Source organism: Phyllobacterium ifriqiyense, assembly GCF_030817885.1.
GTDB classification, from domain to species: domain Bacteria; phylum Pseudomonadota; class Alphaproteobacteria; order Rhizobiales; family Rhizobiaceae; genus Phyllobacterium; species Phyllobacterium ifriqiyense.
In genome coordinates this window covers 177105-190439 of sequence record NZ_JAUSZT010000001.1, presented here as the reverse complement: position 1 = coordinate 190439, position 13335 = coordinate 177105, and the positions used below count along the sequence as shown (strand labels likewise).

The 13335-nt window shown below is 54.3% G+C and carries 11 protein-coding genes and 1 pseudogene; 2 read left to right on the top strand and 10 right to left on the bottom strand.

The genetic code is table 11. From position 1 onward, the window contains the following. Position 1 precedes the first annotated feature (1 nt). The 10 genes and pseudogenes from QFZ34_RS00840 to QFZ34_RS00795 form a co-directional block, all read right to left on the bottom strand. Positions 2–844, bottom strand: coding sequence for an enoyl-CoA hydratase family protein (locus QFZ34_RS00840; RefSeq protein WP_307275586.1), 843 nt, complete (start codon positions 842–844; stop codon positions 2–4). 6 nt (positions 845–850) lie between these two features. Beyond that, positions 851–1633, bottom strand: a complete 783-nt coding sequence (locus tag QFZ34_RS00835; RefSeq protein ID WP_307275583.1) for an SDR family NAD(P)-dependent oxidoreductase — start codon at positions 1631–1633, stop codon at positions 851–853. Beyond that, positions 1630–3940 (bottom strand): annotated as a pseudogene (locus QFZ34_RS00830) (bifunctional salicylyl-CoA 5-hydroxylase/oxidoreductase). Before QFZ34_RS00830 ends, QFZ34_RS00835 begins: the two are co-directional and overlap by 4 nt. Before the next feature lie 155 nt (positions 3941–4095). Further along, entirely contained in the window at positions 4096–4782 is a 687-nt protein-coding gene (locus QFZ34_RS00825; RefSeq protein ID WP_307275580.1) for an ABC transporter ATP-binding protein, read from the bottom strand. Next, positions 4779–5528, bottom strand: a complete 750-nt coding sequence (locus QFZ34_RS00820) for an ABC transporter ATP-binding protein (protein WP_307275578.1) — start codon at positions 5526–5528, stop codon at positions 4779–4781. Before QFZ34_RS00820 ends, QFZ34_RS00825 begins: the two co-directional genes overlap by 4 nt. Continuing rightward, complete coding sequence (locus QFZ34_RS00815) at positions 5521–6495, bottom strand: branched-chain amino acid ABC transporter permease (RefSeq protein WP_307275574.1); 975 nt, start codon at positions 6493–6495, stop codon at positions 5521–5523. The genes QFZ34_RS00820 and QFZ34_RS00815 overlap by 8 nt, the downstream gene beginning before the upstream one ends. Before the next feature lie 13 nt (positions 6496–6508). Then, the gene (locus QFZ34_RS00810; RefSeq protein WP_307275570.1) at positions 6509–7423 is read right to left on the bottom strand and encodes a branched-chain amino acid ABC transporter permease; all 915 of its coding nucleotides are present in this window, start codon (positions 7421–7423) and stop codon (positions 6509–6511) included. A 78-nt stretch (positions 7424–7501) separates the two neighbouring features. Then, entirely contained in the window at positions 7502–8632 is a 1131-nt protein-coding gene (locus tag QFZ34_RS00805; RefSeq protein WP_307275568.1) for an ABC transporter substrate-binding protein, read from the bottom strand. A 106-nt stretch (positions 8633–8738) separates the two neighbouring features. After that, entirely contained in the window at positions 8739–10364 is a 1626-nt protein-coding gene (locus QFZ34_RS00800) for an AMP-binding protein (protein ID WP_307275565.1), read from the bottom strand. 65 nt (positions 10365–10429) lie between these two features. Then, positions 10430–10906, bottom strand: a complete 477-nt coding sequence (locus QFZ34_RS00795; RefSeq protein ID WP_307275560.1) for a MarR family winged helix-turn-helix transcriptional regulator — start codon at positions 10904–10906, stop codon at positions 10430–10432. A 287-nt stretch (positions 10907–11193) separates the two neighbouring features. Between QFZ34_RS00795 and QFZ34_RS00790 the strand changes: the two genes are divergently transcribed. Both QFZ34_RS00790 and QFZ34_RS00785 read left to right on the top strand, forming a co-directional pair. Further along, complete coding sequence (locus QFZ34_RS00790) at positions 11194–12261, top strand: siderophore-interacting protein (protein ID WP_307275556.1); 1068 nt, start codon at positions 11194–11196, stop codon at positions 12259–12261. 96 nt (positions 12262–12357) lie between these two features. Next, the gene (locus QFZ34_RS00785; protein ID WP_115053373.1) at positions 12358–13239 is read left to right on the top strand and encodes a helix-turn-helix domain-containing protein; all 882 of its coding nucleotides are present in this window, start codon (positions 12358–12360) and stop codon (positions 13237–13239) included. The last annotated feature ends 96 nt before the right edge of the window (positions 13240–13335 follow it).

Below are 13335 nucleotides of genomic sequence, written 5' to 3'. Positions count from 1 at the left end.
GCTAGTTCCCTTCGAACTGAGGTTTGGTCTTGGCCGCAAAGGCTTCGAAAGCCCTGCGGAAATCACCGGTTGCCATGCAAATGGCTTGGGCTTGCGCCTCCGATTCAATGAGCTGATCAATGCCCATGGCCCATTCCTGATCCAGCATCTTTTTGGTCATGGCATGGGCAAACCAGGGTCCATCCGCAACTGTGCGGGCAAAGCGCTGCGCTTCCCCAAGCAAGTTGGGCCGCTCATGCAGGGCATTATAAAAGCCCCAGGCATGGCCTTCATTTGCCGTCATCGCACGGCCTGTAAAGAGCAGTTCGCTAGCGCGGCCTTGCCCGATAATGCGCGGAAGAATGCCGCAAGCCCCCATATCGGCACCAGCAAGTCCAACACGGGTAAACAGGAAAGCGGTTCGCGTTTCAGGCGTGGCAATCCGGAAGTCAGCAGCCATTGCGAGAATGGCTCCCGCTCCAGCGCAAATTCCATCCACCGCAGCGATGATTGGTTGCGGGCAAGCTCTGATCTGCCGCACCAGATCCCCTGTCATGCGTGTAAAATCCAGAAGGTCTGGCATTGCCATGCGCGTCAGCGGTTCGATAATGTCGAAGACATCGCCGCCGGAAGAAAAGTTATTGTCTGCCCCGGTTAGCACCACCGCGCGCACATCGCTTGCGCGGGCAAGGGAGCGGAACAGCTCGGTCAATTCCTCGTAGCTTTCAAAGGTGAGAGGATTTTTCTTTTCCGGGCGATTGAGCGTAATCGTGGCAACGCGGCCGTCATCATCCGTCTCAAACAGAAAATGCTTGGCCTTGTGATCCTTAAAGGGACGCTTTTTATCCTGCATTGGATTGCTCATTCTGGTTTAGCCTCCCATCACTTCGCCGCCGGCAACAGGGATTGCCTGGCCAGTTATTGCGCTTGCTTTTTCAGATGCCAGCCAAAGCACCGTATCGGCGACTTCCTGCGGTGTGACGAGCCTGCCTTGCGGGTTGGAACGGGCAAGGCTGGCGCGGGCATCATCAATTGAACGACCGGTTTTGCCACTGATCATTTCCACCGCATTGTCGAGCAGGGGCGTATCGGTAAAGCCGGGGCAGACGGCATTGACCGTGATGTCGGTTCGCGCCAGTTCCAGCGCAAGCGATCGTGTCAGGCCAATCACGCCATGTTTGGCTGCACAATAGGCCGAAACATAAGGATAGCCGGTTAGCCCTGCCGTGCTGGCAATATTGATGATCCGGCCATTGCCGGAAAGGCGCAGTGAGGAAAGTGCCGCCTGTGTTACGATAAATGTGCCTGTCAGATTTACGCCGAGAACCCTGTTCCAAAGATCAAGGTCTGTCTTGTCAAAAGGTGCTGAGGGCGCTTCACCGGCGCAGTTAACAAGCACGCCGATTTCACCCGCAAAAGAAATGGATTTTGCGATATTCTGCTCGACTGAGGCAGCGTCCGTCACATCGAAACCGTCAAGAACCAAGGCTTCACCGCCCTTATCGACGATCAGGTTTTTGACCTCTGTAAGCGGCGTATGCCGCCGCCCGGCGAGCGTTACACGCATACCTTCCGCAGCTAAGGTCAGAGCTATGGACCGGCCGATGCCAGTGCCAGCGCCTGTGATGAATGCGTGCTTCTTTGCTTGGCTCATGGCTTGGCTGCCCGGGCCAGATTATTCACATATTGCGCCTTGGCCGAATAATATTGCTTGGGCCAAGGCTGATCGGCATAGCCGATCTTTGCAGCCTCATGCATGACGAAGGATGGATCAGCCAGATGCGGACGAGCCACAGCGCATAGGTCCGCACGTCCTGCGGCGATAATCGAATTGGCGTGATCGGCTTCGGAAATTGCGCCAACCGCAATTGTAGGAATTTGAATCTCATTGCGGATTTTGTCTGAGAACGGTGTCTGGAAAAGGCGGCCATAGACCGGCTGTTCTTCCTTGACCACCTGACCGGATGAGCAGTCAATCATATCTGCTCCGGCCTTCTTGAACATCTGCGCAAAGATTGCGGCATCTTCAGGCGTATTACCGCCTTCGAACCAGTCATTGGTCGAAAGACGCACTGATATTGGCTTGTCTTCAGGCCAAACCTGCCGGATGGCGTGAAATATTTCTAACGGGAAACGTGCGCGACCTGCGTGGTCGCCGCCATACTCATCTTCACGATGATTGGTGAGGGGTGAAAGAAAGCTCGATAGAAGGTAGCCATGGGCTGCATGCAGTTCGAGCATATCGAAACCAAGATTACGTGCTCGTTGCGTTGCTTGCACAAAATCTGCCTTAACGCGATCCATATCATCCCTTGTCATGGCGCGAGGCGTATCGGAATTTTGCAGATAGGGCAGGGCTGACGCAGAGATAAGAGGCCAGCCGCCCTCGGCGACAGGCTGGTCAATGCCTTCCCATGCAACTTTGGTGGAACCCTTGCGGCCCGCATGGCCAAGCTGAATGCCGATCTTTGCTGACGTCTGTTGGTGCACGAAGTCAACAACCCGCTTCCATGCGGTTTCCTGTTCGTCGTTCCAAAGGCCAAGGCATCCCGGAGTGATACGCGCATCGGCGGAAACGCAAGTCATTTCCGGGAAAATCAGCGCTGCTCCACCCATGGCACGCGCGCCAAGATGCACCAGATGGAAATCATTGGGCAGGCCATCAGTGGCCGAATACATCGCCATGGGCGATACCATGATGCGATTATGCAGGGTCAGGCCGCGAATTTTGAACGGCGTAAACATAGGCGGGGGTACTGAACCGTTCGACGAGGGGTTGACCCCCGCGCGTTCTGCAAACCAGCGCTCGAAACCTTCCAGCCAGTCCTTGTCCCGCAGCCGCAGGTTTTCGTGGCTGATGCGCTGCGAGCGGGTCAGCATGGAATACATGAATTGTTCTGGTTCAAGAGTATCCGCATAGCGTGTGCCGACCACCTCGAACCATTCCATCGCATTGCGCGCGGCATTCTGGATGCGCGCGACATCAACACGGCGCACATCCTCATAGGCGGCTAGAACCGCAGGAATATTGGCCTTGTCATGGCCAGCAATATCAAATTGCCGGGTAAGCTCGATAGCATCGTCAATGGCAAGTTTAGTGCCAGAGCCAATGGCGAAATGGGCCGTATGGGCGCTGTCGCCCATGAGAACGACATGGCTTTTGCCGTTAAAATGGCTCCATTTCTCGCAGATCAGGCGGCCAAAATTAAGCCAGGCGGAACCGCGCAGATGGCGCGCATTGGTCATTAATTTGTGACCATCAAGCGTCTCGGCAAACAGCTTTTCGCAAAAGGCAATGGATGCGTCCTGATCCATCTTGTCGAGGCCATGGGCCTTGAATACTTCATCGGTGGTTTCAACGATGAAGGTGGATGTGTTCTCGTCGAACCGATAGATATGAGCCTGAAACCACCCATGTTCGGTTTTCTGGAAATCGAAGGTGAAGGCGTCAAAACGCTTATCCGTTCCCCAGCCAGACAAAGCGATTGGGCCGAACCACCATATCGGGGCGGAAGATGTCGGTATATTTTGTGCGAATGCGCGAATTCACCCCATCAGAGGCGATAATCAGATCGGCGTCCGGAAATTCCTCATCGCCATTCACGTCTTTTTCGAAGAGGAGTTCCACACCAAGTTCAAGGCAGCGATCCTGCAGGATGTTCAGCATTTTCTTGCGGCCGATACCGACAAAACCGTGACCGCTGGTGCGAATCTTCCGGCCCTTGAACACCAGTTCAATATCGTCCCAATGATTGAATGCTACTTCAATTGTCTCGGCTGTCTGCGGGTCCCATTGGTGCATTGATTGCATGGTTGCATCGGAGAAAACGACCCCCCAGCCGAATGTAGCAAACGCACGGTTACGCTCCACGACAGTGATGTGGTGTTCGGGATGCTGGCGCTTCATGAGAAGAGCAAAATAGAGGCCGGCAGGGCCGCCACCAATACAGACAATCCGCATGCTTGTTCCTCCAAAAGACTGGCGATGCTTTCCCGCTTATGCGTTTGCGCTTCTCGTCATCCGTTAAAACCCAAAATGAACCGGTTACAAATAAATTTCAAGCTTAAAATATATTTGTATGAGATGACATTCGTGGTCGCGATTTCACGCGCCAGTCAAACGCCCAAATATCGATCTTGAAGCGCGGGAGTGAGTTGCTCGGGCGTGCCGGCAAAGACGGTTGTGCCTTTTTCCAAGACAAAGCAACGATCGGCCACGGGCAGCAACTCCGCCAGCGTTTTATCGACAACAAGGATCGACTGTCCCGCAGCCTTCAGCTTTCTAATGGCTGCCCATATGTCCTGCCGGATGACCGGAGCCAGACCCTCTGTGGCCTCGTCGAGCACAAGCAAGCTGGGGTTTGTCATAAGCGCCCGGCCGATGGCGAGCATCTGTTGCTCACCGCCGGACAATGTATTGGCGAACTGGTCGCGGCGCTCATTCAGGCGCGGAAATAATTCGCCAACTTTCTGTACAGTCCACTCATTGCCCCTTGCGGCAGCCAAAAGGTTTTCAAGCACTGTCAGATTGGAAAAGCAGCGCCTGCCTTCCGGCACCAGTCCCAGCCCGAGCCGGGCTATCTTGTGCGGTCGCAGACTGGTTACCTGTTTGCTAGCAAAGCTGATAGCGCCGGAGCGCGCACGGACAAGACCGAAGATCGAATTGATGGTTGTCGTTTTACCCATGCCATTGCGGCCCATCAGCGCGACGACTTCGCCTTCTTCCACATCCAGATCAACACCGAACAATGCCTGCGAAGCGCCATAGAAAGTCTCAAGACCTTTGATGCTGAGAAGTGTCATGCGGCTTCTCCGAGATAGGCCCGGCGCACTTCGGGATCGTTGCGAATGTCATCAACTGTTCCCGACGCGATAATGCGCCCGTAAACCAGAACAGATATGCGGTCGGCAAGGGCAAATACGGCGTCCATATCATGTTCGACGAGCAGGATCGGTGCCTCATGGCGCAGGCCATCGAGAAATCCGGTCAAGGCCTTGGAGCCTTCCGGACCCATGCCCGCCATCGGCTCGTCGAAAAGGAATGCCTTTGATCCGAGTGCCAGCGCAATGGCAATTTCAAGCTGGCGGCGTTCACCGTGGGATAGTTCAGCCGCAGGCAGGTTTGCACGCTTGGCCAAGCCAACGCGCTCCAGCATTGCCATGGCGGGCTCCGTCAAACTCTTGTCAGCCATCACGGGGCGGAAGAAACGAAGGCTTGAGCCCTGTCGCGCCTGCACGGCCAGCATGACATTGCGTAAAGCGGAAAATTCTGGAGCAAGAGACGATATCTGGAAACTGCGACCAAGGCCGCGACGGGCGCGCTCGGGCATGCCGAGCCCTGCCATATCCTCGCCGAGAAAGCGGATCGTGCCGCTATCCTGCCGGATGGAGCCGGATATCTGGTGGATGAGTGTGCTCTTGCCAGCGCCATTGGGTCCAATCAGGGCATGGATTTCGCCGGGGCGCAGATCAAGGCTCACGCCATCGGTCGCTTTCAAGGCACCGAAGCTCTTGCGCAGCTCTCTAATTTCGAGGATGGGCTCAACCATGACGCGCCTTTCCTGCAAGAAGCCCAAGCAATCCGCCGCGCGCGAAAAGCACTACGCCAAGTAGAATGAGGCCGAGAAAGAATTGCCATCTCTCTGTAATGCCGCCGAGCGTATACTCGAACAGAACATAAAGCATGGCACCGGCAAGAGGGCCAAAGAGCCTGCCTTTACCGCCCAAGATAATAAGCACAATCAACTCGCCGGACATGTGCCATGACAGCATTGAAGGGCTGGCAAACCGGTTCAGATCGGCAAAGAGTGCGCCTGCCAGACCGGTTACCATGGCCGAGATGATAAAGGCTATGAGCCTGATATTGAAAGGTGCAATGCCAACCGCAGCAAGCCGCGTATCATTCTGCCTTGCTGTTTGCAGCGCTGCACCGAAACGCGAGCCGCGGATGAGCGCAAATAGGCCCATCGCCAGAAGCAGCAATGCGTAACAGATGAGAAAAAAGGGCAGGGGCTTTGCCGTATTGATCAGCGGAAATGAGTTGCGAACGGATAGGGACAAGCCATCCTCGCCGCCATAGGCGGGCCATGAGATAGCGAAGTAATAGATCATTTGCGCGAAAGCGAGAGTGATCATGATGAAATAAACGCCTGAAGTACGCAGACTGATCGCGCCGATAGGCAGTGCCACCAGTCCACAGACAGTGAGCGCGATCAGCCATATCCATGGCATTGAAGTGGTGCCCTCAAAGCCAAAGAGCATGGGTTCCGCGTTGAAGGCGTGGGTGGCCAGAATACCGGCCGCATAGCCGCCTATCCCAAAGAAGGCTGCATGTCCGAAGGATACCAGCCCGCCAAGTCCAAGCGCTATATTCAATCCGACAGCGGCAAGGGCCAGAATGGCAACACGGGTCGATAGTGTGACGTAGAATGGTTCGCCGACAGCAATGGCGATCAGCGGGACAGCCAGCAATATCACTGCCAGAACTAAATTAATGATGGTTTCGCGTGCGATCATGAGCTTGTGATCCTTACGCGGCAAACAGGCCGCGCGGCCGGAATGCGAGGATCAGGGCCATGACAATATAGATCAGCATGGAAGCGAGTGCGCCACCGACCATTCCGGCCTGTGCGGCGGGAAGGATCAGTGCGAGAGTCTTGGGCAAGAGAAAGCGCCCCATTGTATCAATGAGGCCGACAAGAACAGCGCCAATCAGTGCGCCCTTTATGGAGCCGATACCACCGATGACGATGACCACGAAAGCGAGGATGAGAACGGGCTCCCCCATGCCGACCTGAACTGACTGCAAAGCACCGACCAATGCGCCTGCCAGTCCGGCCAATGCCGCTCCAAGCGCAAAGACGATGGTATAGAGCGTCTGGATATCAATTCCGAGCGCTGCGATCATCTCGCGGTCAGACTCGCCCGCTCTTATGCGCATACCAAGCCTGGTGCGCGAAATGAGGAGATAAAGTCCAAGCGCGACAGCAATGCCCACCGCGATGATGGCAAGGCGGTAAAGCTGATATTGCCCGCCTCCGGGCAGAGAAACAGCTCCCTGCAGAAGGGGCGGAATATCCAGATAAAGCGGAAAGGATCCAAAAATCCAACGCGATCCTTCCGAGAAGATCAGGATCAGCGCAAAAGTCGCCAGGACCTGATCGAGATGGTCACGGTCGTATAGTCGCCTGATGACCACCACTTCCATAATAGCGCCCGCCGCTGCTGCCGCGGCAAGACTGGCAATGAGCCCCAGCCAAAACGAACCTGTGGCCGAGGCTACAACCGCGCAAGCGAAAGCTCCGATCATATAAAGCGAGCCATGGGCGAGATTTATCAGCCCCATCACGCCGAAAATCAGCGTCAGGCCAGCCGCCATGAGGAACAGCATCACTCCGAGCTGTAGCCCGTTGAGAAGTTGCTCGATGAGAAGTGCAGTGGACAAGGCAGCGTTCCCGGATTCAGCGCAGGGTTAAACAGGACACCCGCCGCAGCGCGGCGGGCTCAATGTGGCAGATGCGGATTACATCTTGCACTTGTCTGCGTAAGCATCCTTGTGGTCTTCAAAGGCAGTCGCCACGATCTTGTTGGTCAAAACGCCGTCTTCCTTCACCACTTCGCGCACATAGACGTTCTGGATCGGATGGTTATTATTATTGAACACAAACTTGCCGCGCACCGACTTGAAGTCCGCCGCTTTGAGCGCTGCCTTGAACGCATCCTTATCCTTTACGCTGGCTTTCGACAGGGCTGCAAGAATGAGGTTTGCCGTATCCCAGCTTTGTGCCGCATAGATCGAAGGCAAGCGCTTATATTCAGTCTTGAAGGCTTCGACGAACTTCTTATTGGCGTCATTGTCGAGATCTTTCGACCATGTCGCCGAATTCTTCACACCTAGCGCCGCATCGCCAATAGCCCCCAGCACATCCTGGTCGAACGAGAAGCCCGGTCCCATAACAGGCGTCTTGACGCCGGATTGCGCATATTGCTTCATGAAGGAAATTCCCATGCCGCCGGGCAAGAAAAAGAATACGGAGTCGGCACCTGAATCACGGATCTGTGCGATTTCAGCCGCATAATCAGTCTGACCAACCTGGGTATAAACCTCGCCGGCAAGTTCACCCTTATAGAAGCGTTTGAAACCAGTTAGTGCATCCTTGCCTGCAGGATAGTTGGGCGCAAGAATGAAGGTCTTTTTGTAGTCCTTGTTGGCGTACTGGCCCATGGCTTCATGAAAATTGTCATTCTGATAGGCCACGTTGAAATAGTTCGCGTTGCAGTTCGCGCCCGCCAGTGCCGAGGGCCCGGCATTTGGCGAAAGATAGATAATATCCTGCGCAACAGTATTTGGCACAACGGCCATGGCAAGGTTGGACCAGATAATACCTGTCAGCAGGTCAACCTTGTCGCTTTGGATCATTTTTTCTGCCAGTTGCACTGCAATTTCAGGCTTCTGTGCATCGTCCTCGATAACAAGTTCGATATCCTTGTTTCCGGATTGCTTCATGGCCAGAGTGAAGGCATCGCGCATGTCGATACCAAGACCGGCTCCACCACCGGAGAGCGTGGTTATAACGCCGATCTTCACCGGTTCCGCATAGGCAGCACTGGCCAATGCAAGGCTTAACATACTGGTTGCCAGAATTTTCTTCATATCATTCCCCTTTATAGGTGTTCCCGTTATTTGTTGTTGTTTGGTCGTGGAGCGGTGAGCGAACTTTCCAGAATTCCAGACAGAGTTCAACCTCTGATAAGAGCCCTTACGGTGCCTCTCCTGTTCTCAGCCTGAATCGTTGTACTTTGCCGGTCTGGGTCTTTGGTAGACTGTCAATAAACTTCACGGAACGCGGATATTTATAGGGCGCAATCAGCGTCTTCACGTAATCCTGCAAACGCTTGATAGTGGCATCATCCCGCGTCGTTCCCTCGATCAGAACGACGAATGCCTCGACGATCTGCCCACGCTCATTGTCCGGTTGGCCAACGACCGCGCATTCGAGAACTTCAGGGTGCGATAGCAGGGCCGCTTCCACCTCGGGACCGGCTACATTATAGCCGGCTGTCAGGATGATATCGTCCGAGCGCGCCGCGAAGTGGAAGAATCCGTCCTCATCCTGATAAAAGGCGTCGCCGGTCAGGTTCCAGCCGTCGCGGACATATTCGGTCTGACGGTCGTCGGCCATATAGCGGCATCCTGTCGGTCCGCGCACTGCAAGTTTGCCGATTGTGCCCCGAGGTACCTCGCGCATGTCCTTGTCCACGATCCGGGCGGTATAGCCGCTCACCGGCTTTCCGGTCGAAGAGGGCATCAGGTCGGCAAATCGATTGGAAATGAAAATGTGCAACATTTCCGTAGCGCCAATGCCATCGAGAATCGGCCTGCCAGTCTTTTTCGTCCATTCTTCAAAGACAGGGCCGGGAAGAGTTTCGCCCGCCGAAACAGCCACTCGCAGGGAGGAAAGATCCGCTCCCTCATCCATAGCTTTCAGCATGGCTCGATAAGCCGTTGGAGCGGTGAAGCTTATTGTTGCCTTATAAGTTTCAATGATTTCGATCATATTGGGTGGAGTGGCATTCTCCAGCAAAGTTGCAGCTGCTCCGAACCGCAGCGGGAAGATTGCAAGACCGCCGAGACCGAAGGTGAAGGCCAAAGGTGGCGAACCGACGAATACATCGTCCGGTGTGACACCCAGCACTTCCTTTGCATAGGCATCGGCGATGATAAGAAGATCGCGATGGAAATGCATGGTGGCCTTTGGCACACCGGTGGTGCCCGAAGTAAACCCGAGCAATGCAACGTCGTCCCGGCCGGTCTGCACGGCAGAAAATTCGTGAGGTTTGCCCAAGGCGGCGCGATCAAGCTCTGCGTCATGGCTGGCGGTGCCGTCAAAGCCGATCACTTGCTTGAGAAATACGCTGTCCTTGGCGCAGGCAATCAACTCATCCATCAGGCGCGTGTCGCAAAGCGCCAGCGATATTTCTGCCTTATCGATGATTTTAGTCAGTTCTCCGGAACGGAGCATGGGCATCGTATTGACGACAACGGCACCGGCTTTGGTGGCTGCAAGCCAGCAAGCCACCATCGCAGGATTGTTGGCAGAGCGGATTAACACCCGGTTGCCCGGCTTTATACCATAATTGGCAACGAGCGCATGAGCCAACTGGCTGGTCCACTCGGAAAGCTCCCGATAGCTACGCCTGCGGCCATTGCCGATCAGGGCAGTGCGGTCACCAAAGCCTTTTTCCACCATGCGGTCGGTCAGCTCGACCGCGGCATTGAGATAGTCGGGATAGTCAAATCCATCGAGACAGAATTCCGGCCACAGTTCTGGTGGCGGAAGATTATCCCGCGTAAATGTATCGGTATGAGCTGTCGGTCCTAGCATTCTGCGGCTTCCCCTGCCTGCTTTCGGTCATGTCCCGGCTTCTTTGTCCGGTCATGTTGCCTGGTTCATGTTTCCCAATTGCTGCGAAATGATTTGAGCATGACAGCAAGATGGCGCGCGTCTTCATCGCCAATGCCGCCAAGCAGTTCACCCACCCATTTTTCGTGTTCCGTTGCGATCTGCCGAAAGAGGGTCAAACCTGAATCGGTCAATCTGACAATCGATGTGCGGCGATCACCCTCGCGGCTGGATCGAACCACAAGTCCGTCCGTTACCAACCTGTCGACGATCACCGTGACGTTGCCGTTCGAGACCAGCAGAAAGCGCGAAAGGTCGCTCATCAGCAGGCCTTCAGGCTCGCGATTAAGCGCGGCCATCACGTCAAAGCGGGGCAGCGTCATGTCAAATGCAGATTTCAGCCGCAGGCGTAATTCGTTTTCAATTGTTCTAGATGCGCGCAGCAAACGGATCCACAAACGGAGCCGATCCTTGTTGCCGAGGCCCGTATGTTGTGCGGTTTTCGAAGCGCCAGTATCGTTCATCGGTCACCACTGTTGGAGGCGAAGTTAATTCCAGACGTGCCATGCTTTGCTTTGACCACTGTGACTTCTCCAATCTGACTTTATGCAGCATGACACAGCTCAAAATTATTTCAAGTATGAAGTTTTAAGGTTGAAATAATTTCAGCGATTGAGACGGAAAATATAACGAATGTAGCAAGCCCGTTTGGAGCAATTCGTATATAATATGACTTGAACGCTCATATTATATACGCTAGTCAACCCGCTCATAAACGATTGTTTCCCTCTGAGGTCGGGCAGGATTTATAATGCAGAATACCCGTTTGACAGCAACCGCGCGGGTCAATCTCCCCACGCCGCTACACTATCTCAATCAATTGGCAGATCACTTTGCTGAGCATGGCGATGTTGTGCGGACGGAACGCACGGGCCAGATAGAGTTAAGCTACGGCACAGCAACAATCGAAGCCGACGAAGAATCCTTGTTGCTTCGCGCGGAAAGCGTCGATGAAACCGGCCTTGCATATATGAAGTATGCCATCGCCGACCATGTTATCGAATTTGCGCGTAAGGAAGACCCCAAAATCATATGGGCTGGTCATGGTGCAGCAGGAAGTCAGTTGCCATATTTTCGCGAGATGCGTGTTCTATCGGCAAAGAGCATTTCCCCGAATATGAGGCGGGTGCGCTTGTGCGGCAAGGATATGCAGAGGTTTGCCTATGGCGGCATGCATGTCCGCATTCTTATTCCACCGGCGGACATAGAGGTTCCGCAATGGCCTGTAACCGGTGAGGATGGCCGCCCGGTCTGGCCGGAAGGCGATCACAAGTTGATTTCCCGCGTTTATACCATTCGCGATATCAACCCCGAAAGCGGTGAGGTTGATATTGATGTGGTGATACATGACGGCACGCCGGGGTCCGAATGGGCGCTGGGTGCGGCTGAAGGCGATGTCGTCGGTATGACGGGCCCAGGTGGCGGCGATGCTGATGACGCGGATTGGTATTTGCTGGCAGGCGATGAAACGGCTTTGCCTGCCATTGGCCGGATCATTGAGCGGTTGCCCCGGAACGTGAAAGTTGTTGCGCGCATCGAGGTGGATAGTTCTGCGGACGAGCAAATTTTCAATTCTCGATGCAGCCTTGATCTGCAATGGCTGCATCGCAACGGTGCTGCAGCCGGAACGATGACATTGCTTCAGGATGCCGTAAAAGCCGTCGCGCTACCTTCAAATGGCGAGCGGATATTTGTATGGTCAGGTTGTGAATTTAATGGCTTCAAAGCTATTCGCAATTATGTGCGCAAAGATCTGAAGCTTGCAAGAACGCAACATTTGGTCGTTTCCTACTGGCGACGCGGCGTTGCCGACGAATAGTTCGCTGTTTGATACAGCGACCTAAATCTTTGTAACTACGCAATTCCAGATGCAAAACCGCTTCACACTTTTGCTGGAATTGCTCTAGGGGCCGAAATGACATTCCATCCACGCATGACAAGCCGGGTAGAGGGTATTTCGCTGGTTGAGGAACTCAAGTGGCGTTCCTGGACTGGCGTGATCGCCGATGTCTGGTCTGTCAGGTGTGATCCCGACGCCAATGGTGAATATGTCTCCGAAGACCCACGCCTGTTTGTCATCCTCGACAAGTCCGGTCCCGGCAATTTCAACCTGTCTCTTGACCCGGCAATCCGGTGGGTCAGCCAAGCATGTACACCGCATTCCATGAGTTACATTCCAGCAGGATTGCCCATTTGGGGGCACCTTGAGAATGTACAATATTTGCGACACCTGGATCTGCATCTTGACGTAGGTACTTTGCGGCGGCGTTTTGCCGATGAATTCATCGGCGACAGGCTCTCCATCCCCCGCATCATGTTCTCCAATGATAAAATAGCATCTCTTTCCCGGCTGATAGCTGACGAATGTGTCAGCGAGCGACCGCTCCACGCTCTCTATGGCGATGGTTTGACGATGGCTCTTTTTGTCGAACTTTTTCAAATAGGCGAGATAAAGAAACGTCAACGCAGTCAATTATCGCCGCGGCAACTGCGCGCCGTCACAACTTATATCGAGGAACATTGCCTGCGAAATATCCGCTTGCAGGAACTTGCTGATCTGGCCGGTCTTTCCCAATCCTATTTCAGCCACGCGTTCAAAGCGTCCACGGGCGTTGCACCGCATCAATGGCAAATGAGTGCGCGCATCAGGAAAGTACAATTGCTGTTGAGCAAATCAAATGCCTCTTTGACGAATGTTGCCTCAGCTACCGGTTTTTCTGATCAGGCGCATCTGACGCGCGTGTTCAAGCGCTTGGTCGGCGTGACACCAGCCGTATGGCAGCGAGAGCGTAGCTGATACCACCACGCTGAATAACGGACCAAAAACATTCAAATTACAGCAGAAAGCATCAATCCTGCGGCAATAAGTTGATATATGAACTCAACTTATATT

What these genes read in the sequence shown, in the direction of transcription:
- QFZ34_RS00790 (WP_307275556.1), top strand. Translation starts at nt 11,194, where the DNA reads ATGCAGAATACCCGTTTGACAGCAACCGCGCGGGTCAATCTCCCCACG.
- QFZ34_RS00800 (WP_307275565.1), bottom strand. Translation starts at nt 10,364, where the DNA reads ATGCTAGGACCGACAGCTCATACCGATACATTTACGCGGGATAATCTT.
- QFZ34_RS00825 (WP_307275580.1), bottom strand. Translation starts at nt 4,782, where the DNA reads ATGACACTTCTCAGCATCAAAGGTCTTGAGACTTTCTATGGCGCTTCG.
- QFZ34_RS00785 (WP_115053373.1), top strand. Translation starts at nt 12,358, where the DNA reads ATGACATTCCATCCACGCATGACAAGCCGGGTAGAGGGTATTTCGCTG.
- QFZ34_RS00840 (WP_307275586.1), bottom strand. Translation starts at nt 844, where the DNA reads ATGAGCAATCCAATGCAGGATAAAAAGCGTCCCTTTAAGGATCACAAG.
- QFZ34_RS00805 (WP_307275568.1), bottom strand. Translation starts at nt 8,632, where the DNA reads ATGAAGAAAATTCTGGCAACCAGTATGTTAAGCCTTGCATTGGCCAGT.
- QFZ34_RS00835 (WP_307275583.1), bottom strand. Translation starts at nt 1,633, where the DNA reads ATGAGCCAAGCAAAGAAGCACGCATTCATCACAGGCGCTGGCACTGGC.
- QFZ34_RS00820 (WP_307275578.1), bottom strand. Translation starts at nt 5,528, where the DNA reads ATGGTTGAGCCCATCCTCGAAATTAGAGAGCTGCGCAAGAGCTTCGGT.
- QFZ34_RS00815 (WP_307275574.1), bottom strand. Translation starts at nt 6,495, where the DNA reads ATGATCGCACGCGAAACCATCATTAATTTAGTTCTGGCAGTGATATTG.
- QFZ34_RS00795 (WP_307275560.1), bottom strand. Translation starts at nt 10,906, where the DNA reads ATGAACGATACTGGCGCTTCGAAAACCGCACAACATACGGGCCTCGGC.